This window comes from Planococcus shenhongbingii (assembly GCF_030413635.1).
Taxonomy (GTDB): Bacteria; Bacillota; Bacilli; order Bacillales_A; family Planococcaceae; genus Planococcus; species Planococcus shenhongbingii.
This window is the reverse complement of the sequence record NZ_CP129235.1, coordinates 1949182-1970249: the sequence shown is the minus strand read 5'-3', so window position 1 is coordinate 1970249 and position 21068 is coordinate 1949182. Positions and strand designations below refer to the sequence as shown.

At 40.0% G+C, this 21068-nt stretch carries 13 protein-coding genes; 5 read left to right on the top strand and 8 right to left on the bottom strand.

Going from position 1 to position 21068, the window contains the following annotated elements:
* Window positions 1-3 precede the first annotated feature (3 nt).
* The 4 genes from nikC to QWY16_RS09725 form a co-directional block, all read right to left on the bottom strand.
* Window positions 4-837: a nickel ABC transporter permease subunit NikC gene (gene nikC, locus QWY16_RS09740; RefSeq protein WP_300993171.1), complete on the bottom strand. Its 834-nt coding sequence runs from the start codon at window positions 835-837 to the stop codon at window positions 4-6.
* On the bottom strand, window positions 834-1778 hold the full coding sequence (gene nikB, locus QWY16_RS09735; protein ID WP_300993169.1) for a nickel ABC transporter permease subunit NikB: 945 nt from the start codon (window positions 1776-1778) through the stop codon (window positions 834-836). The genes nikC and nikB overlap by 4 nt, the downstream gene beginning before the upstream one ends.
* A gap of 19 nt (window positions 1779-1797) precedes the next feature.
* Window positions 1798-3417: a nickel ABC transporter substrate-binding protein gene (gene nikA, locus QWY16_RS09730; protein ID WP_300993380.1), complete on the bottom strand. Its 1620-nt coding sequence runs from the start codon at window positions 3415-3417 to the stop codon at window positions 1798-1800.
* A 372-nt stretch (window positions 3418-3789) separates the two neighbouring features.
* Entirely contained in the window at window positions 3790-4173 is a 384-nt protein-coding gene (locus QWY16_RS09725) for a DUF302 domain-containing protein (protein ID WP_300993167.1), read from the bottom strand.
* A 291-nt stretch (window positions 4174-4464) separates the two neighbouring features.
* On the opposite strand from QWY16_RS09725, the gene QWY16_RS09720 reads away from it, so the two are divergent.
* Window positions 4465-4758: a hypothetical protein gene (locus QWY16_RS09720; RefSeq protein ID WP_300993165.1), complete on the top strand. Its 294-nt coding sequence runs from the start codon at window positions 4465-4467 to the stop codon at window positions 4756-4758.
* Between the two features lie 96 nt (window positions 4759-4854).
* On the opposite strand, the gene QWY16_RS09715 is transcribed toward QWY16_RS09720, so the two are convergent.
* A complete protein-coding gene (locus tag QWY16_RS09715) occupies window positions 4855-5670 on the bottom strand; it encodes an undecaprenyl-diphosphate phosphatase (protein ID WP_300993163.1) in 816 nt (271 codons plus the stop codon).
* Between the two features lie 318 nt (window positions 5671-5988).
* Between QWY16_RS09715 and QWY16_RS09710 the strand changes: the two genes are divergently transcribed.
* The 4 genes from QWY16_RS09710 (at window position 5989) to QWY16_RS09695 (ending at window position 9500) form a co-directional block, all read left to right on the top strand.
* A complete protein-coding gene (locus QWY16_RS09710) occupies window positions 5989-7272 on the top strand; it encodes an Nramp family divalent metal transporter (protein WP_300993162.1) in 1284 nt (427 codons plus the stop codon).
* Window positions 7273-7508: 236 nt separating this feature from the next.
* Complete coding sequence (locus tag QWY16_RS09705; RefSeq protein ID WP_300993160.1) at window positions 7509-7781, top strand: AbrB/MazE/SpoVT family DNA-binding domain-containing protein; 273 nt, start codon at window positions 7509-7511, stop codon at window positions 7779-7781.
* Window positions 7782-8183: 402 nt separating this feature from the next.
* Window positions 8184-8405 carry a hypothetical protein gene (locus tag QWY16_RS09700; protein WP_300993158.1) on the top strand — a complete coding sequence of 74 codons (222 nt, stop codon included), beginning with the start codon at window positions 8184-8186 and terminating at the stop codon, window positions 8403-8405.
* Between the two features lie 432 nt (window positions 8406-8837).
* Complete coding sequence (locus QWY16_RS09695) at window positions 8838-9500, top strand: class I SAM-dependent methyltransferase (RefSeq protein WP_300993156.1); 663 nt, start codon at window positions 8838-8840, stop codon at window positions 9498-9500.
* A gap of 272 nt (window positions 9501-9772) precedes the next feature.
* Here the strand turns inward: QWY16_RS09695 and QWY16_RS09690 are convergent, their stop codons facing one another.
* The 3 genes from QWY16_RS09690 to QWY16_RS09680 all read right to left on the bottom strand — a co-directional run bounded on the left by QWY16_RS09690 (window position 9773) and on the right by QWY16_RS09680 (window position 21015).
* Window positions 9773-10078 carry a hypothetical protein gene (locus QWY16_RS09690; protein WP_300993154.1) on the bottom strand — a complete coding sequence of 102 codons (306 nt, stop codon included), beginning with the start codon at window positions 10076-10078 and terminating at the stop codon, window positions 9773-9775.
* Between the two features lie 126 nt (window positions 10079-10204).
* Window positions 10205-10639 carry a DUF5063 domain-containing protein gene (locus QWY16_RS09685; RefSeq protein WP_300993152.1) on the bottom strand — a complete coding sequence of 145 codons (435 nt, stop codon included), beginning with the start codon at window positions 10637-10639 and terminating at the stop codon, window positions 10205-10207.
* 1235 nt (window positions 10640-11874) lie between these two features.
* Entirely contained in the window at window positions 11875-21015 is a 9141-nt protein-coding gene (locus QWY16_RS09680) for a Tc toxin subunit A-related protein (protein ID WP_300993150.1), read from the bottom strand.
* Between the last annotated feature and the right edge of the window lie 53 nt (window positions 21016-21068).

Sequence of the window (21068 nt, the reverse complement as noted above, 5' to 3'; positions counted from 1 at the left end):
TTTTCAATAATGTTTTTTCACGCCGAACCGTTCCGATAATGACTCGCCCAGCACGTTGAATGAAATGACAACAAACAAAATCATCAAGCCCGGATAAAGCATCAATTCAGGCTGGCTTCGTATAAAGCCTTTTCCTTCATGGATCATAGCGCCCCACTCTGGAGTCGGAGGCTGGATGCCCAGGCCAAGGAACGAAAGAGCTGAGATGTCCATGATTGCCCATCCCATTTCAAGCGTTCCCATAACCAGAATTGGAGGCAGCACATTTGGAATCATATGCCGCCGGATGATTTTCCCCGTCGTAGACCCGCTGATCCGTGCTGCCAGTATGAAATTCTGCTGTTTCATGCCGACGATCATATTGCGGATCATTCTGGCATAATAGACCCACTGGACCATCATCAATGCTAAAACCACTTGCCATAGCCCGAGTCCAAGCAAACCGACGATTCCAAGAACAAGGACTAGATTTGGAAACGCCATGACGCCTTCGCAAAACCTCATCAGGATGCTATCGACCAAGCCGCCTCTGTAACCGGCAACCGTTCCGACCAGCAGCCCGAATCCTAAGGAAGCAATAAAAATCAGCGATGCAAAACCTAAGGAGACACGTGAACCATAGAGAAGGCGCGACAAATTGCAGCGGCCAAGATGATCGGTGCCTAATGGATAATCCAGTGAAGGAGGAATCAGTTTGAGTGCCAAATTCACTTGTATGGGATCATGCGGCGAAATCCACGGCGCCAAAATAGCGGCCAGAAAAAAGGCCAATAAAATGACAGAGCATAGGATGAGGGCCGGCTGTTTTTTTGCGGCAATTCGAATACTTGAAATCAAGATGGGATCCTCCCCTTTATCGAAATGCGTGGGTCCATGTACAATTGCACAATATCCACGATAAGGTTGCACAGGATAAATAGGCAAGCGGCCATAACCACATAGCATTGTATAACGGGGATGTCGCGGTTAAAAATCGCTTCTACAAAAAATCGGCCAAAGCCTGGCCAGGAAAAAACTTGTTCAACGATGATCGTCCCGGTCAGCAGTTTCCCTAAATTCATGCCAAGACCTGTCATCATAGGCAAAATGGCAATTTTCAATACGTGTTTCACCATAATGGCTCTTTCTTTGATTCCTCGTGTCCTTGCATATAAAACATAAACCTGTTCCAGTTCTTCCAGCACACTCGCCCGGAGCAGGCGGGTATAGATCGCAATTAATGCCAGCGACAATGTCATGCTCGGCAGTACAAAATGCTGCCAGGATCCTCTCCCTTCTACCGGAAACAAATCCAATTTGACAGAGAAGAGAAAGATCAGCAGATAGCCCAGCCAAAATTGCGGAATGGATGCGCCTAAAAAAGAAAGCAGCCTGCTAAAATGATCAATCAGGCTGTTTTTGTATATGGCTGACAAGAATCCGAGCGGGATGCTGATGGCAATGGCGAGCAGAATGCTGGAGACGGCAAGTTGTATCGTTGCGGGCATTCTTGCTGCCACTTCCTGCCAGACAGGTGTGTTGGTTACAAAAGAGTTGCCAAAATCGAGTTGAGCAATCTCTTTAACTGTATGGAAATATTGCATCAATAATGGTTGATCCAAGCCGAACTCCTGTCTTTTCTCAGCCAGAACCTCCTCGGTCGGATGGATATGGGCTGCCGCTAAATACGCTTCCGCCGGATCGACCGGCGAGAGGCGTATAAGGGAAAACATCAGGAAAATCGCAAAAAGAATTATGGGAATGACAGCAAGGAGCCGTTTTGAAATATAGGTTGCCATGACTTGTCCTCCGTATGATTTACTGGCTCATTTCAATTTCGTTGAAAGGATGTTCATCCCGGTTTGCCGGGAAATTGAACTGTTTCACATCATCCTGGTAAATGACGGTCTTTTTAATATAGGAAATCGGCACGAAAACCGACTGTTCCTGCAAAGTCCCTAAAATGGAACTGTAAAGTTGTTGGCGCTTCTTTTCATCCGTAGACGCAAGCGCTTCACTGATTTGTTGATCCAATTCTGCTTTCATCTGCAAGCGGGAATGGGCTTCTGAAACGCCCCATCCTTTTTCTGCCACAACATTGATAAACGAATGCGGATCATAAGGCGCTCCGTAGTTGTACCAAAAATCAACATCAAAGTCGCCAGCTTTCCGCCGCTCGATTTGGCTGGTCAATTCCAGGCCCGTAATGTTCAGCTTGACTCCGATTGCGGACCACTCAGCCTGAAGGGTTTCTGCCATCGCTTTTTGAATGGGATCGGTTTTGTCGTAGATCAGTTCAAGCTCAAGCGGCTGCCCGTCTTTTTCACGGACCGCTTTTCCAGAAGGCAGCTTCCATCCCGCTTCTTCAAGATAGGCAGCAGCTTTTTCCGCATCATATTCGAAAGGTTCCACTTCAATATCGGTATACGGGAAATTTTTAGATAAGATGTTGTCCGCTTTCTCTTCTAGCCCCAATGTGATGCCTTCGACCATTGCCTGTTTGTTGAAGCCATGCTGCAGCGCTTTACGCACCCGCAAATCAGCCAATTTTTCATTTGTTGTATTCAACAGCAAGCTTCTTGTTCCGACAGGTTCGGAAAGTTCAGTGTGATATTCACCGGCTTCTTTTAACTGATTAAAGGAATCCATACTGATTAGGCCTTCCCCGTAAATCAAATCCAGCTCCCCTTTTTCAAAAGCCATGACCCGCGTTTCAGCATCCGGGATTATCTTTATCGTAACTTTTTCCAGTTTGGGACTCTCACCCCAATAATCCGGATTGCGGGTGAAAACGGCATACTCGTCTTTTTTATAATCTGAAAGCATCCAAGGGCCAGTACCTACAGGCTTAGCGATGCCTTTGGATGTGTCTCCATCCTCGGGAAATCCGGATTCCGCCAAGAACCGGACAGGGCGCACTACAGCCAGGTCTTGAAGTGCCGGGTAATAAGGTTCCTTTAAAACCATTTTAAATGTCTGTTCATCAACTGCCTCTGTTTTTTCCAAAACATTGATTACGCCAAGCCAACTGTGGGAATTTGCGTTTTTCATGACAGCGTCAAAGTTCTTTTTAACAGCGGCCGCATTAAGCGGCGTTCCATCGGTAAACTTCACGTTTTCACGCAGCTTAAACGTATACTCGAGGCCCTTGTCTGAAATCGACCAGGACTCTGCCAAATGAGGCTGGATCTTTCCCCCTTCCTTATAGCTGACCAACGGCTCATAAATCATCGATTGGGCTATCAATTGTGAAGGGTTATAAACATGTGGATTCATAGAACCGATGTCTCTTGGCCAAGATAAGGTGATTGAATTCGCTTCTTTCGCTGTTCCTTCCGTTGAAGATCCAGTTTCACTATTGGCACATCCCATTAACGTAATGGAAATAATTAGGATGACTGCTGTAAATAAAGTCCGCCGAGCTTTAAGTTTATACATGTTCATTTAATTCCTCTCTGACTAAATCTATTGATAATGATTCTCAATATCACTATTGAAACTATAATTATGTAGGGCCTCTTTGTCAACATAAATTCAAAATAACAAAGTAAATGTTATTAGTAATTTTGTTTCTTTTGAATTTATTTTGATTGTTTTTTAATAAAAAAAGCTAAAAACATGCTATTTATTAGGCATAAAGATTATCAATAATTCACTTTAGAATACTTATGAATATTATCAAACAAATAATATTAGCGGAAATAGCCAGGGCTTCGTTAAAGTTAAGTGATACAAAAAAAGCACACTTAAAAGGAGACAGCCGGCAGCTGTCTCCTTTTGTTGGAATATAAAAAATAAAAGGATATCCTGTTACACCGATTTATCAATACAACCAATTAATCTCTCTTCAATATCCACTGCGATTTTCTTGATCGACTCGTTCTGTATCATTTCAATCAATGCACTCGGTTTGGGCATCCCGATTTTTGTTGTATCGTTTTCAACATATACGACAATTTTGCAAGGGAGAAAATAGCCGACCAGCAGATCTTCAGACAGCACCCGATTCGCTTCCTGCGGATTGCAAACTTCCAGTATAGTAAATGGTGTGTCAAAGTCCGTTCCTTTTTCCTGAAGTTTTGCAGTCAGATCGAAATTCCACAAAATGCCGAACTGTTCTTCCATTAAATTCTTTTCCAGTGCACGCACAGCTTCGTCTTTACTTTTTGAAGTTTCTACAGTGTAATTAAACATTATGTTACTCCTCTCTTTTTAAACAGAATCCTTCTTTTGAACAATTGCCTTTATTAATCCGACTAAAACATCACATTCCAAGAACAGGAAAATGAAGAAGGGCTGTAATGTTTTAAAGTTAAGTGAGCGATGATATACTTGTTGTTTAGGGCTAATTCCACTGAAAGATAAAGCTGAAATGGGCATTGTCCTTAATATGGCTTTATTAAGCTGGAAACAGGAAAGATTGAACGTTCTTCATGCTTTATAATGAGAGCTACGAACAATTAAAACCGGAAAGCAGGTACTAAGATGAAATTTTGGAAATACATCGAACTCGATGATCGAATTAATCATGGACTCACTGAAAACGGACTGCCTTTTTGGGAAAAGGAAATCCACGGCTGGAACGATAACGATACTTACTCGGACTTGGTTAATCTCGTTATTGTACGAGCGATTGAATTAGACTCCGATTCAGAAATTGAAATGACGGCCGACTACACTCGTGAAGATTTGAAACAAGATTTGATGATCGACAAACTCGTAGATGAAGCAAAATCAGATTTGCAAACAGCAGCATCTGACTTTCGACAGTCAAACTAGCCGGTTTTCATTTGTTAACACTAAAAACAGCCTAAGAGAAAAAGCGGAAAGGACACTTTATGAGTGCTCTTTCCGCTTTTAGTTTTGTTAACTACTTTAAAAGAATACCAGAAGGAGTATCCCCACAAGGAAACAATAATAAGTAAAATACACCAATTTCCCACTCTTCATAATCCCCATAAACCACCGCAAGGCAAAGTAAGTCATAAACAGCGTGGCAACGAATGCCGCTGTATACGGAATTGCTAATGCCGCTTTATCGGGTTCATCTAAAAAATCCGTAAACCCTAGAACTACTCCACCTAAACTAACAGGGATGTAAAGCATAAAAGAAAACCTTAAAGCCGTTTCCTGATTCAAGCCAACGGCAATAGCTGAAATGATGGTTGCTCCTGAACGGCTGATGCCTGGCGTTAGCGCAACCGCTTGCCCTAATCCGACAAGGAAAGCGTCTTTTCCGGTCATGGTGCTTTCGTTTTTGGAACCTTGCTTATTCCGGATTAGCCAAAGGGCTATCCCGGTCACAAACAGCATAAATGCAATAGTGGTCATGCTGACGCTCTCCGCTATAAAATCACTTAACAAGACACCCAGCAATCCCGCTGGAATCGTACCAATGATGATGTAACAGACAAAACGAAAATCACTTTTGTAGGCCGAATCCTTGGTTTTTATGTATCGGATGGAGTTAACAGCCAGCCTCGCAATATCCTGTCGGTAAATATACAGAATTGCTAGAAGCGAAGCCGTATTAGTTAATATGGCAAAAGTAAAACCTTGTTCGCCTAATCCTAAGATTTCGCTTGCGATCATGACATGGCCGCTTGACGAAACTGGTATCGGTTCAGTTAGACCTTGAACTAATCCGATAACGATCATTTTGATAATTAAAATTACATCTAAATTTTCCATACATCCTCCTTAATCACTCCACTACTTTATCGAACGAATTCAAGCAATATTTGTTCCTTATTTTTCAATTTCAAATATTTACCATACCAAAAACAACAACTTTCTATAAAGATTTTCCATACTGGATAACCCGTAATGATCTTCAATGCAGTTACTTCCATTGTTCCATTAAGCGGCAATTTCTTCTTATAATATTTTTAAAATTGAGAATAAACCAGTTGCATTTTGGCTGCATAAGTTTTATATTTTCCTCAAGGAAACTTTTTATCCCAAAGGAAACTAAAGCGGAGTCAGAATTTCGGAGAGGAGGAAAAAATCATGCTTGATCTCCATGTGAAAAAAGTTGAATCGGAGTACAAATCATTTGAGGAAATTACCGCTTACCGGAGACAGCATCACAAAGTACTGGTTTTTCTGGGCCCTGCTTTCATCGCAGGAGTCGCCTACATCGATCCGGGTAATTTCGCCACGAATATCACGGCTGGCTCGAAATACGGTTATCTCTTGCTTTGGGTCGTGCTAGTATCCAATTTAATGGCCATTCTGATTCAATCCTTATCGGCCAAATTGGGCATCGCTACCGGATTGAATCTTCCGGAAGTATCACGTGAAAACCTGCCCAAACCGGTTTCTTTCGGTCTGTGGATCCAAGGCGAATTAGTTGTCATGGCGACGGACCTGGCAGAGTTTATCGGAGCTGCCTTGGGCTTATATCTATTGTTTGGCATCCCGTTGTTCCCGGCAGCCCTGATTTCTGCCGTAGGCTCTTTTGCTATATTAGAATTGCAGCGAAGAGGGGTAAGGCAGCTGGAGGCTGGAATTTCGGGTATGGTGCTGATTGTCGTCCTGTCTTTCGGGCTGCAGATGTTTTTTGCCCAACCCGACCCTGCTTCCATTTTCACAGGGCTTTTCACGCCTCAATTCCAAGGAGTGGATAGTGTCATGTTAGCTGCCGGCATTTTGGGGGCAACCGTTATGCCCCACGCCATCTATCTGCATTCCGCGTTAACGCAAAAACGGGTAATCGGGAAAACGGAAACGGAGCGGAGAAAGATATTCTACTACGAGTTTTTTGATGTGTTGATTGCCATGATCATTGCAGGGGCAGTTAATGCCAGTATGCTGATTGTCGCGGCTTCCCTTTTCTTCGGCAGTGGCATGCTCGTCCAGGACCTGGATGTGGCTTTTACCCAATTCAGGGAAATCGTTGGTCCGTTCTCTGCCATCTTATTCGGCGTTGCGCTGCTGGCATCCGGATTGGCCAGTTCTTCTGTCGGCACGAAAACCGGCGATATTATCATGCAGGGCTATATTAGACGGCGGATTCCCCTGTATGTAAGAAGAGCCATCACGATGCTTCCACCGCTTGCTATTATCGCCTTGGGGGTCAATCCGACAGCGGCGCTGGTTTTAAGCCAAGTCATCCTGTCTTTCGGCATTCCGTTTGCCTTGGTTCCCCTGATCATTTTCACGAGCAATCAGAAAATCATGGGCAGCCTGGTGAACCGTTCGATCACCAAGTTCCTGGCCTGGTCCATCGCATCTGTCATTATCGCCCTGAATCTGTTCCTGCTGTTTCAAACTGTTCAAGTCCTAATTTAAAGTAATTCCAATAACAGCAAGTTGTAAAAGGAATCTTTACCCTTCCTGCTAGTTAAAGCAATTAAAAGAAGTGATAAATTTAAGATTGCTATTTATGGTATATTTTGTAATACTGAAAGTTAACTGAATAGGTGCAATCTAATCAATGCGCACTTGAAATTTGACACTTCTCAAGACGCGCAATAAAAAGCAACAGCAATAATGTAAAGACAAAATGGATTCTCAGGAGGCAGATCATGAAAAGTACAGGAATTGTCAGAAAAGTAGACGAGTTAGGACGCATAGTTATGCCGATTGAATTAAGAAGGTCATTGGAAATAGCCGAAGCGGATGCAGTCGAGATATTCATCGAAGAAGACAAGATTATTCTGAAGAAATACGAACCTTATCGTGCATGTCTGATCACCGGTGAAGTGAAAAAAGAAAACGAGGAATACGCTCCGGGGATATTCTTAAGTCCAGAAGGTGCGGAAATATTACTTCAGCAAATCCAGAGTCAAAGCAGTTAATTAAAATCGATGATTCAAGTTTCTCTCAGGCTTTTTTAATGGCATTAAATGCTTTTTAAAAACCTGAAAATCAGCAGGCCAATATGCTGGCTATGAGTCAAGAGAAACATTGAACTCCTTAAAATAAAATGACAAAAAGAGTGCTTTCTTTCGGTGTTTTTAATCCGCTGGAAAGCACTTTTTACTTATATCGAAAGATCAAAGAAATTACAGTTCTGCTTTTTTCATATTTCATTCAACTGTCACCTTTTTCTAATTCTTGCTGCATTGTATTTAAAAGTTGCTATTTATGAAGGAAAATTAGCATTTCTAAAGAAAGTAGTAGTTAATGGAATTGCCCTGATGGCGAGACAACTTAATCTGCGCTTTTAAATTTTAGAAAGCGATAAGGGGTTCATCGAAATGGACACAATATCATTATTAAATTTTAGTTTAATCGCATTCGTCTGTTTTGGAGCTTTAAGTTTAATTTACATCATAAAACTTTGTGTGTTCTTATACAATGCGGAAGAACAAGAAATGGTATCTAAAGAGGAATGGATGAAGATGCAGACGGTGCCGCTCATCATTTATGCTGCTTTTATCTTTTTCGGCGTGCTAAGCATGATTTTGATCGGACAATGATGGCTTCTTTTGAACAGCATTTTGTCTTCCCTTGTTTTTCAATTTGGATAGTCGGGCTGAAACAAAAAACCCCGGATGAGGAACCTTTTAGAGTGTCCTTCATTCGGGGCCAGTGCAGCATTACGCCTGCTTCATTATTTTTCTTTTCGATTATCACTCACTCAAACAGCTGCTTGATGCTGCTGGTCGGCATTGCGCCTTTCCCGCCAAGGATGTAGATTTCGTTTGCGGATTCCAGCTGGGTTTGGACAGTTTTAACGGTTGCCGGATTCAGCGCTTTCGGCGATCTAATTAATTTGAATATCCATTTTTCTAACTTGGTTTTTTATCCCCATGGACTTATAGAAACGAATTGCATCTTCAGCAAATTCCCAGACTTCGAGTTCCAAAGTCGCTGCCACATAATAAGCTTAATAAGAGGAGGCGCCTTTCATGAAAAAAGACAATCCAAAAGCTTATATACCGGCACTCAAATACCACTGGCTGACCCGCTTCTATGATCCGTTGGTCGCATCCGGCTTGCAGGAAAAAAAGATGAAAATGCATTTGATCCACCAAGCCTCCATCCGCTCTGGCGAACTTATATTGGATTTGGCATGTGGCACTGGGACACTCGCCTTTTTACTTCAGCAAACCCATTCCGGTATCCAAGTGACAGGAATCGATGCTGACCCACAAATACTCGCAATCGCCAAAGAAAAGATGAAAGAAAATCGAGCCAAAGGGATTGTCTTTAAGGAAGGTTTTTCTGATCAGCTTCCTTTCTCCGCCAACCAGTTTCATCATGTCTTCACAAGTTTGTTTGTTCATCATTTGACGCTTGAGAAAAAGAAGGAAACATTTGAGGAAGTTCTCCGAGTTCTCAAATCAGGCGGCCAATTTCATATCCTTGATTTTGAGAAACCGCAAAACGAATGGATGCGCGCTGCCTTTCTCCCTGTCCAGTTCTTGGACGGCTTCGAAACCACTTCACCGCATGTCAGAGGCATTATTCCGGCTTTGTTAAAAGAAACCGGTTTTGCGGCCATTGAGGAAACTAGGAAATTCTCGACCATCCTCGGAACATTGCGGGCATATAAAGCTTATAAGCCTTGAATTGCTCAATTTTCTTAAGCGTTTTTGTTTGATATCTTATTGTAAAGAATGCAATTTAAAAAGGGAGAAAACATGCTGATAAAGAGCATGTTTTCTCCCTAGTTTACTCATTGATATATAAATACAAGACTTCGTGTCCATCAGGCTTTTTATTAAAAGTGACTTTCGCTGGCTAAGTATAAGACCAATTATTTCTTCTTCATCCAAATAAATCCATTCTCTCTGCATCTTCCTCCCTTCGATATATTACCAGCTGGCAAGAAATTAGAAAGTCATTTTTCAGCCTTTGGCCAAACATGGAAAATCGCAGAAACTCCGTCTTGCAAGGCTTGATCGAAATAGTCGAGTAAATCCAAACGTTCCGGGTCTCCTTCATACCGCTCCCGGTTCGCGATAAACTGCTCTTCAATCCGCAGTATTTTCCATCCTTCACTTTTGATGTACCTGGAAGCTTCAGTTAAGGCTGATGTCATATCCGCTGAATCTACCCAGCAGCTTATGAATGCTCCTTCAAATTCTTCCTTTTCCGGGTTATCAGGTCTTGGTAATGCTTCCATCATAAAATAGTAGATCGCCATGGTATCCTCCCCGTTTATTGAAGAATTTGTTTATTCTGCAATTTATTCGCGCTTACTTCTTTCCATATTTCGTAACCTTTTCACTCCATTAAAAGGAGTTATAATTCTGCTTCACTTTAAACGAACTTATTGGAAGTTTATAGAATGCAAGGCCCGGATGGCACTTGTGGCATGCTCTCCCCAATGCACTTCAAAGCCGAACTTCCACTCCCATACCGCTTCTTTGACATTTCCTTGCTCATATAAAACCAGCCCGTTTTTAATGTCGCTGTAGATGCCTGTTATATCGTCGTCCAAACAACCATTCAAAGGAGTTGTATCGTGATAAGGGTTGAACATCTCCTTGTACACGTTGTGGCTCTTGAAGTCGACTACCGGCAAGGGAAAGTCCACATCGACCGAATGCCCTTCTTCCGATTCGACATCCGGCAACTCAAAAGCTTCAGTATAAAGCCGGGAGACAATGCTAAGCAATTTGATCAAGGTTTCTTTGTCATCAAAAGAACTGCACGAATCAATAAAATCACAATAGGCGGCAGCGGCCATTTGAAACTTTTCCACTTCTTTGCTTTCCAGTGTCTCCCTCGTTTCTATACCTTTTTTAATTGAGCGCGTCATTTATCTTCTTACATTATAATTCGCCTTATTTATAAGGAACCCTTTTACGCTACTATCCTATTTTCACTTTACAGCAGTCTAAAGGAATACTTATACAAATCAAATAAGAGAGAACATGCTGCATCAGCACGCTCCCTCTTTTTAATATCTAGAGTTTCTTTCTATCCTCGGATCCCGTTCGTAATAGCCGCTTCTCGCCCCTGTTTTCATCAATAAGTAGTACTTTAGCTTTTAGCTGATTCTATTTGGAAATCTCTAACGAATGGCTAGTTTTGTTGAACACTGTGCGTCCATATCTTCTACCGATTCTAAAAATAGAAGGTGGGAGATTCATTAGAAGTAAGATTCTTTTAGATTTTTTCACAGAGAACTATGAATGGACTGGCTTCCATCGTCCAATAATTTTCTGGGGGGAACGTGGCATTCAATTTCTCTTCTAGATTTGTTCCTAGAAGTACACTTTTACAAACTAACATAAGAACAGCAGTTACTGAATAACTGCCGCTCTATCTTCATTTAGAATATACTCACTCTATTTGTTCGTTAAATAAGTATTTTGCGAACAAATAAATGATGAACTAAGAAAGATACCTTTTACTAACTGGATACCTCCCTTTCTCATTCTTTATATTTTTTGCTACCGACAAGCAATCATAGGTTAACTTTATATGATACTTTCCTATATGGCGTTAACGCCCGAAGAACTGCAAAACTGCAAATCCTCCAACGGATTGAAAATAACTAAATAAGTTGCCTTTCTATATAAGTCGAGTATATTCTGCTAAGAACATGACCAAAATCCCGGAAATTGACGGTATCTAATGGCCCGAATCTGTGGAACAACCTGTCTTCGAACAAAAAAGGAGAACTAGGCGAGTTCTCCTTCAATCATTTTTTCACCATGCGGTCATCAATAATTTGATAGCCGTTTTTTGAGGCATAATGCAAGAAGTGGATCGCCAACTTGTTGATGAGTCGAGCGACTCTACCTGTGTATTGCTGGATTTCATCGATTGTGCCTTCCGAGAAGATGTTACAGTCGACACAGACGTACTACAGTGGCAGGTCATATGCGATGCTGACCTCAGATCAATCCATGTGTAATATCGAACCGTTTGCTGATAGCTGTGAAGGTCTGAAGTAAAATCCAGTCCCAGGGCGCCGCTTGAGCAAGTATTTTAAAACATATACTTCACAATTAAATTCAATTCTTCCAAGTTATTCAATTGTGCAGCGTCCACTGACAAGGTGAAAGGCTCATCTAATTTAATTTTTGTGCTCTCTCCTTGAACAAGCTCCCATTCAGCGATCCTTTCAAGACTTGTTTCTTCTACATCAGTTCCATCTTTAATGCCGATTCCAACTGCGAAAGTTGTTGGATTATCTTTTACTTTGGCAATGAGCATCAAATGTTCAACAGCAACTTTAATACTTTGAGCCATATAAGGCAACCTCGACTTATCAATTTTCAATTCGACAGCGCCCTTCTTCTTAAGCAGAACCCATTCATTCGGCAAATCATGCTTCATGTTCAGAGCCATGTGCAGCCCGGTTTCATTAAGTTCCTGCTTAATTTTTTTAAGGCTCTCTGAGACAGATTGGGTCGCAGCAGATTTGAGCCGATCGCCGCCTTCATTCGCCGTATACTTTAAGTGAAGGATTACATCCGGTATGGTGCGATAGTCAAACTGCCTAAAGGCTGGCAGTTCTAGACGCCATTTGCTAATGACTCCTGCACCTTCAAATGGCAAATACCGCTCATCTTTAAAATCGAGCTCAAACATCCCGCTGTCATTCTGAGCTGAACTTGCAGCTATAGCATTAATCGGAATAGCATAAGAATTAAACCGATCATCTGTCTCCTCAACATTTTCCTCGTACTTTTTCCCGCCCAGAGCTGTATTTCTAAATTTATTCCCCAATAAACTTAAGGTGGCGTTTACACCTGTATAAGGTCCAGCAATACAAGGAATTGAAACAGCTGTCGATTTGATGCGTCGTCTGTAATGGCCCGGATAATCCATGTCGAACAAAACTTCCGGAAGGGAAAACTCGCATGTCCCTGTCTCTCTTAATTGAATCACTGCGAGAGGACTTATTTGGTATAGCGAAACGGTTTTGGTTATCTCATAATCATGTCCCCGTTCGTTTTGATAGGCCGCTTCAAGTTGTTTCAAGCCGATATAGAGCTGCTCGCCCGCCAACAATCCATCTCTACCCGCATCAAAATATCCAGACTGAATGAAATTAGCGCTGCTGATGCCTCTTTCAAAGCAATACGTTTTCTCTGCTTTTTTGGCAAGTTCGTAAGCCATGTTATAAACTTGGTGATATAAAGTTTTCAAGCTGCCCCTCATCCAAGTGTATAACTCTTCGTTCGTATACTTATTCTTAATAAATTCTTCCACTTCATTCGCATTATCTATTGCCTTTTGCTGATTTGTTATTTCCTGGTTAGCAAGATCAATTCGGATTTCCTGTGAGGTTATCTGTTTATCTATCTGCTTCAGTTCATAACCGGCCGCGTTGGCTTGAGAAATTCGTTCTTGTAAAGCTCGAGTAAAACTGCCCTTTTTGCCTGCATTAGAACTCCCAAAAGAAACATCGCTTGCATGTAGTTGCAGGCTTTTTGCAACTGCTTGTGCAGCATTTCCAAACATTTGTCCATGAATAGATATACCGGCACCAATACCAAGTGGTTTGGCATCAGCAGTAGCGACCGGGATTACATGAAGAGTACTTGCCAATGCTTCCATTATCCCTATGTCTTTTTGCAATCTCTGAGCTTCACTCGCTTTCTCCATATCTTCTTTTTCAAAAGATATCAACTTTAATCCGCTGTCTCCTTCCACAGTTGCAATATTGTTTTCTATTTCAGTGAAATCAGCTGTTTTTGCAGGTATTAAATCCTCAGATAAGCCGCTTAACTTCAAGTAATATTTCATTCGGGCTTCTGGGGCCTTCCGGTTTTGAATCAAACTTTCAAGATTTTTTTGTGCTTCTTCAAGTTGCTTTTCCTTAATTTCCATCAACAGATTCTGCATGGCTCCTTCGTGTTTCGCACGAATCAGCGCAATGGTTTCATTGTCTTTTTTCTCGATTGCAGAAAGCATCGAACTTCCTAATGACTTTAATTCATTGCACAATTCCAACGCTTTTTGAAGTAAATAGTAAAAGCGATAATTTGACATAGGTGTATTTAAATCATTCAATACAGAAGCGATGCTCAATCCTTGTGCGGCAGCCTTAACCAGTAAAGCCGGGTCAATAGGCGGTTCAAACAGGGCCAGCTTCCGGAAAACACCTTCCATGTTCTGGCAATGTCTGATTTTATATAACCTGTCAGCCACTGTATCCCAGTAACTCATAAGTTTTGGATTTTTTGGAATACCAAAATACAAAGTCGATACGGAACCGAAAATATTGGAATGAGGAATTTCCTTGTTTAATGCCTCAAAAATCATAGTTGGTTGATTACTGAACGGCGCAGCCACTTCCAGTTCAATCATTGCATTACCGAAAGCATCCCATTTATCCAGCAGACCAAGATAAGTCTGAGGTTCTATTTCCCCCCGCTTCGGTACCATCATTGGGCGTGGTCCTAATATATGGCTTGCCAAGACATATAACTGAGTTGCTTGGTTAATGCTTTCAATCGTGTCTTGGCGGAAAAGATAATCTCCCCATTCAAGAAGGTTGTCAATGTATTTCATGACTACCCATTTCATGTAAGCAACCGACCTGCTACGTGCTACTACGTGCGGCATAAAAGGATTATTTCTCCATTCATTAATTGTTTTATCTGCTGTATTGGGCTTCAGATTATTAAAGATATTTTCTAAAACATTTTGGCTATTGATGTTTTTGAAAGAAGTAAATTGCCAAAACCGATTATCCTCGTTTCCTTCAGCAATCGGATTGAACACATAATGGAACCACTTCATCGCTTCTTCAAATTGCTGGGACTTGCTGAGAGTCTCGCCTAATACCATCGGTACGTGAAAAAATAATTCCCAATTATAAAGCGAATATGGGCGTTTTAATTCGTGATAAATACTTGGAGTTCCCGAATTATCATCGTGATCAAACGGACCAAAGTCATCACTTTTCATTGATAAGTTTTCTTTGAAAAATCCCTCTAACTTACCATAATTAACTTTCCCTAATAATTTCCGAATATGAGGGTGGTGAAATTCGGTTTGGCTAGGATCCAAATCAGACATTACGTTTTTGAATCTTTTTTCGTAGAAATGAATATACTCTTCTTTTGTTTTTAAATCCGGCTCAATAATTGGAAAGTAGGGTTTAAAATCCTGAATATTCTTAACAGAGTAGAGACTTTTAGCCGTATTAATCTCGTTAGCCGCTTTGATAAAGGAGCTATCTTTTTGAGTCATTTTTTTTAAAAATTCCGGAATAAAGATTATTAATCCAAACTTTCTTTTAAATAACAAAGAATTTCCGTTATATTCAAATGTTGCTTCATAAACTTCTTTCTTGTTTTCAGAGAAATTTGATTGGTTTTCAATTCCAATTGTCACCTTATCGTTTTCTATGATAGGTGTGAATTTAAAATATTTAATAACCTGCTCATTAGATAATGGAAAAGTATAACTAGCATCTTTACTAATTTGTTTGGGTGTCCATTTTCGGTTTCTATATTCGCTCATTCCCATTTTGATTTCGAAGTGTTCAATAGGCTTTGATGTTTCTGTCGCCTCACCGCCAAGTGTATTATAAGTTTTACCTTCAGCATTAGGATTAGATTTTATTTTCTTCATTATTTGGGGAAAGAATATTAATAATCTATTGTTCCATACTAGTGGTAGAAGATAACATCCATTATCTTCTACTTCCTGCGTTTCAGGATTTTCCACATCATAGCTAGGGATATCAACTTGCATCTTCTCCCATGGGTACCAGTTCATTTCGTCCAATGCTAAATAGCGGTAATAGAACAGATATGGCGCATTTCGTGTGCGGGAAAAGACATGGAGTTTAGCATTCTCGCTCCAGACTGTCCCATTATTTAGTCCATCAACATACAATCCGATTACTTCCATATCTGCCACTTCGTCAACTTTATAAAGATAAGACTTAAGTGCCTCAGTCACATTTTCTTTATTGATATCTTTTTGCAATAATTCACTTTCTAGTTCTTTAAAGAAAGGGCTTTTGTCATCGCGAAGATTGCTTTCAATCCAGTTCTCAGGATACAAATAGACTTTTCGATTAGCTTCCCAAACTCTATAGCGCTGCATCCATTCCCACCGTTTCCTATCCAATACATCCGGCTTTATGCCATTATGCTCTTCTAAGCCTAGCAAACAACGTTGTATAAATAGTTGCACAGAGGATATAGCCTGTTTGATGCGCGAAGTTTCCATGCAAGGCTCCATCTGAACATCTATCAAAAAATATTCAAATAACCCTTCTGCGTCCGGAACATTTTGGGTTCTCAATTCTTTCTGTTGCAATAAATAGCTTATCAGAACCCCCCTCTGATTATTTCGCAACTGATCGTGGATTGGTTTAATAACTTGCTCCCAATCCGCTTGGTTGTACTTGGATCGCATAGCATTTTTTATGCTTTCGGCTATTTTACGAGTAGTACTAAAATCTGTATCATCAATCGCCCAGTCAAAAAGCAGACTGGGGTCGACCCCTATTTTGTTTACAATTATTATAGCTTCCTGCAATTTCAGTAAGTTTTTTTCGTTCCGGTAATCTGCTAGCTTTTCGAAGTTGAAATGCTCTTCCTGAATCAACTTATTGATTTGGTCTTCTTTCCAATCAGTAAGGTCAATTATTTTATTAACGATTAATTGTTTTATCCGTTTTTCTTCCTGCTCAGAACGATCAAGTGCGTTATCCATCAATCGTTTCTCTTCCGCTTCAGTCTGGTGAATCCATTTCCAAAAGTCCAAAAGGTTTATCTTCTGCTGTGGCAGTGATTTACGCAGTTCACTATAGGATTCTAAACGCAGCCAGCCGTTAAATGTAAGTGTATTAAAATCCAGTTGATCAAAATCGGCTTTATAAGCACTGAAAAAACGGAGTTCTTCTTCATTTAAATTGAAGTTGGAAGCAAGGATAGCTGCTTTTTGCAAAGCAATCAAAGCTGGTTTGCATCGCTCTAAAATAAAGTCAGGCAGTAAGGCTGATGAAGGGATAGAAGAAACAGGTGATGTAGCTGTTTTCCAGAATATATGATCAAGCTCAGCTTTTTCAGTTGCCACTTTATATAATCTACCTGCCTGCAAAATTATAGGCTCACTCCACCACTCGTTTGCAGAACTTTCTTTTGTCAATTTTAGATTCATTTCATCAATACGAACGGCCGGTTCTTCCTTGCTTTCTTTAATGATGAAAGTATATTTTGCATTTGTTTGCGGAATGATGAAGCCGCTCCAATTGTTTTCTCCCGTTTCTCCACTTTCTTTCAAATCTTCAAAAATATCATAAATTGGCATTGATGTGGCCCTACTCCGTATAATTTCCGAGATTAATACATCCGTGATTTTTGCGTCTAGTTCCAAAAATTCAGCGAGTGTTGCCACTATAAAACGCCGGGCTAATTGCTGACGCAAATAAGGCATAAATACCGCCAGAAATGCAGCGCGCTTCTGAGGTGCCGTATTGACATCCTTTTCTCCTGCTTTAATTTTATCTAACGGAATTGATATATCTCCAGATTTTATAATTTCCTCTAATTCTTTTTTGTCGTCATTGAATAAACCAGATAACAGTTCATGAAATAATCTGTACTGCTGCCTTTGGATATCATCCAATGCGCCAATCCATTCCGTTTTCTTGTTGACACTACGATACTCATCCAATTCAGGCTGAGTGAGTATCCCTGTAATCTGTACAGTGCCGTGATCCTCATCATATTTAAGTTTAGATTTTAAAGAGCTGACCTTAGGCAATTTGACTTTTAGCTTTTGCGCTGCATTTGCTATGAATATATTGGTCCCTTCCAATAACCCTATAATCTTTTCAACGCTTTCCGGTTCGAAAAGCAAACTTATTTTTGTTCTTACTAGCTCAGTGGTGGCCTGTTCTTGAACATCCGCATCTTCTAATAATGACTCATTTGTTTCGACTGTCTTCAAGTCTCCGTATGTTGCATCAATTAAATTCAAACCGTCATATAAAGTTTTACTCAATTGCAGAAGGTCATTCTGGGTTGGGACTAACGGATGCTCTTTATATTCCTGGTTTTCGCAAATATAATTTAATTGCTCAAAGGAAAAACCGGACGCCTCTATTTTATCAAAATTTTCCAAAAACTTTAAAGTTGCTAAGGCGTCTTGAAAAACATCGCCGTGTAACTTCAGTGTTTGAAGAAAAGCTGGAATACGCATCTCAACAAGTTTTGATAATAATCGATGGCGATAAAGAGTGGATAAGTTTTGTAAAGTAAGCCGGTTCTTCATTTCGGTATCTTGCATAATTCTATATATATCATCTGCGGAAAGATTGAGAGCCGCCATTACAGCTGGAATATGATTGAGCAATTCAGCATCGCTTGCAAGAAGCTCTCCATTATCATCTTCTTTGAATATTTTATCGATGCCTAAGACATTATAGGTAAGGAATAGCTGATGATAAAGCGGCTTTTCCCCGTTAGTGCTAATATTTCCCCACAAAGGAAGCAGATTATTTAGCTCGAGTCCGGTTTTATCCAACAACTTCTTCACAGCGGTAAGTTGATGAAGCAAGTGTGGATTTATATCACAGTTTTGCACAGATATATCTTTTTCATTTGCAGACAAAATATCTCCCGAAGTCGAGTTAGACGTATTGTTAATTTCACTAAATGTAGCACAAGCATTATCGATTTTATCGATTGTCCAATCTAATTTTCTCCATAGACGTATGAAACGATGAATTCTATCATACTCTTCGATAGTTAAGGAAGTGCCGTCTAAATGCATGAGCAAAGCTGAATCAAGATCACATGTTTCTTTTTGCTGTAAAAAGATCAAGTGAATTTCACTTTCGTCTACTACAAATATTCCTTTTCCGCCCTTTTCATCGATGAAGAATAAGTCTTCCAAGTTACTCAATTCTGTAGGGATCTGTGCATCTTTGAGTGCTACTTTTCCGCTTGTTCTATCTATACTTCCCACTTCTATTTTTCCATCAGCAGCATCAAAGAATAGCTTAGCGTCTTCTATACTTCCAATATTCTCTGTTCCATCTCCTGCAAGTTTGTTTATTTTTCCATTCGCGTAATCTCTTCCATCTTCAATTACAATCACTTTTCCCAATTTCTCAAAATGATCTTTTACCCAAAGAACAATGTCTTCTTTAGAGATGCTCATTTCTACCTGACCTGAGTTAGATCCATTAGTGGTTTCTTTAATAATTGGAAAATCCAGAAGCTCACTTTGTTTTGGGGTAAGAACTGACAGGTTCCCGTTTTTGCTCAATTCTTCCGCCATTTTATCAATTCCATGTTTATTTGAATAATATTGCAAAAAACGGTAATTGACGTGCAAACTTTCCATTATAACTTTCGCTTTCCCTTTAAGTTTATAGGGATTAATGTAATTAGCTTTTAGTAATTCGACAAGATTGATGTAATCAATGCCTGTACGATGCAGAAACTCTTCCTTAATAAGTGAAAGGCCTTTATCTCCCAACATAGCGCTTTTATCTTTATAGCCATAATATTCCCAAGTCGGTTTTACTCCGATCAAGTCTCTGTATTGTTCATCCGTATAATCTTTAGCTTTTAGCTTGCCAATCAAGCTTTTGTTTTCAAAACTTTCTTTTGTTAAAATCACATACTCTTCTTTCGTTAACCCTAAAAATTCTGCATCAATCGACCGATTCAATGCTTCATCTTTTAATTTTGCAACTTCTTCATCAGCTGAATCATTTTTTCTGAAGTTTCTAAGCAGTTCATAGCGGCTTGTGTCTAGATTTCTTAAGTAAATTCTTTTAGAGTCCATAGCTTGATGATAAGGCAGCGTGAATGGATAGACTTCTCCTTTCAACGTTTCGTATGCCTGATATTCTGTATGCCGTGGTTCAGCAAGCAATTCCCCAGACTCTTCATCCTTTACATTAAAAGGCCGTGGCTTTTTATATGCTACGTAATTCTCCATAACCTCATTCACTAAATCAATATAGGGCAAAACCGTATTTGTATTTTTACAGGTAAGCTCTAAATAACCTAGATCAGGTCTCCGGTTAAATAGCTTTTCAAGAGGGGTCCCTGTAATATCCTTTGCATTAGGTTTAATAGGTATCGGATTATTAGAGCCGGCATCAAGGTTGTTATTGCGCAGATATTGTAACAACTCTACATAATAAGCGGCTGCGCTATAAACTGAACTGCACTCTTCACATTCACAGAAGTTCGCATCATTAAAAAGCAAATCCCAGGAAATATCATGCTTCGGCAATACCTTCTCTAATTGTGCAGGGTTCAAGGCCATACTTTTATCAATCATATCTATACCGGTGCCTTTATATATTTCTCTTAATGTCATTATTGCCTGCTCATTACGCACTCGAGTTTGCTGGGCATTTGTATAAATTATTGATAGAGTACCATCATCTAAGCCGCTCTTTTTCATAACTGCCATAAATTCTGATTGAGGGATATTTGAAATTTGAATAGCAGAATGCAAATTAGCATTGTAAAGTGCTGGAACTGCATCTGCGTCAGGACTAATCGCCGTAATTCGCTGTAAGATTTTTAGATTAGCTATGAGAGGTTCTTGATGATCAGCAGGAATCTCCTGCAACGCTTCCTTATCTTTTATCAACTCATAAATTGAATGATTCTTGATGTTGAAGTCAGGTCGCTTTTCTAAAACTGATTGAATTTCACTGCCCAAGTTATCATTCAATATAGGAACTTGCTGATCTTTAATCATGTTGATTACTAGTGCAGTTGGCTCTATTTTAAATAAGTCCCGGTGCAGATTAATAGCATAATTTTCCTGCTCTTCTTCTTTTACTCCTTCTTTAGCGAAACCCTTCAGTTTTTCGATAAACGCCGGCTTATTGAAACTTGTCGCAATATCACGCAACGATTTTATTTTTTCATCTTTTTGAAAAGCCGAAACGAGATTTTCATCGTCTTCGCTCCAATTTGTCAAATGATGTGTGAATTCTAGATCATTAATAATCTCAGGAGTAAAAATAGCTTCCTTATTAAGTTCAGATTTCAACGCAGACCAATCGCCATTATTTTTTTTAAATTTCTCTTCAAATAATTTTTGTTGTGACTCTTCTTTTAAATCAAACTTAAAAAGATTGAGTTTGCTTGTTAAATTATTTAAATCCTTATTTGGCATGGTTACCTTCTCCTCTATTTATACTTTTTCAAGAAACTACAGAATTTATAAAG

What these genes read in the sequence shown, in the direction of transcription:
- nikB (WP_300993169.1), bottom strand. Translation starts at nt 1,778, where the DNA reads ATGGCAACCTATATTTCAAAACGGCTCCTTGCTGTCATTCCCATAATT.
- nikA (WP_300993380.1), bottom strand. Translation starts at nt 3,417, where the DNA reads ATGTATAAACTTAAAGCTCGGCGGACTTTATTTACAGCAGTCATCCTA.
- QWY16_RS09725 (WP_300993167.1), bottom strand. Translation starts at nt 4,173, where the DNA reads ATGTTTAATTACACTGTAGAAACTTCAAAAAGTAAAGACGAAGCTGTG.
- QWY16_RS09720 (WP_300993165.1), top strand. Translation starts at nt 4,465, where the DNA reads ATGAAATTTTGGAAATACATCGAACTCGATGATCGAATTAATCATGGA.
- QWY16_RS09715 (WP_300993163.1), bottom strand. Translation starts at nt 5,670, where the DNA reads ATGGAAAATTTAGATGTAATTTTAATTATCAAAATGATCGTTATCGGA.
- QWY16_RS09710 (WP_300993162.1), top strand. Translation starts at nt 5,989, where the DNA reads ATGCTTGATCTCCATGTGAAAAAAGTTGAATCGGAGTACAAATCATTT.
- QWY16_RS09705 (WP_300993160.1), top strand. Translation starts at nt 7,509, where the DNA reads ATGAAAAGTACAGGAATTGTCAGAAAAGTAGACGAGTTAGGACGCATA.
- QWY16_RS09700 (WP_300993158.1), top strand. Translation starts at nt 8,184, where the DNA reads ATGGACACAATATCATTATTAAATTTTAGTTTAATCGCATTCGTCTGT.
- QWY16_RS09695 (WP_300993156.1), top strand. Translation starts at nt 8,838, where the DNA reads ATGAAAAAAGACAATCCAAAAGCTTATATACCGGCACTCAAATACCAC.
- QWY16_RS09690 (WP_300993154.1), bottom strand. Translation starts at nt 10,078, where the DNA reads ATGGCGATCTACTATTTTATGATGGAAGCATTACCAAGACCTGATAAC.
- QWY16_RS09680 (WP_300993150.1), bottom strand. Translation starts at nt 21,015, where the DNA reads ATGCCAAATAAGGATTTAAATAATTTAACAAGCAAACTCAATCTTTTT.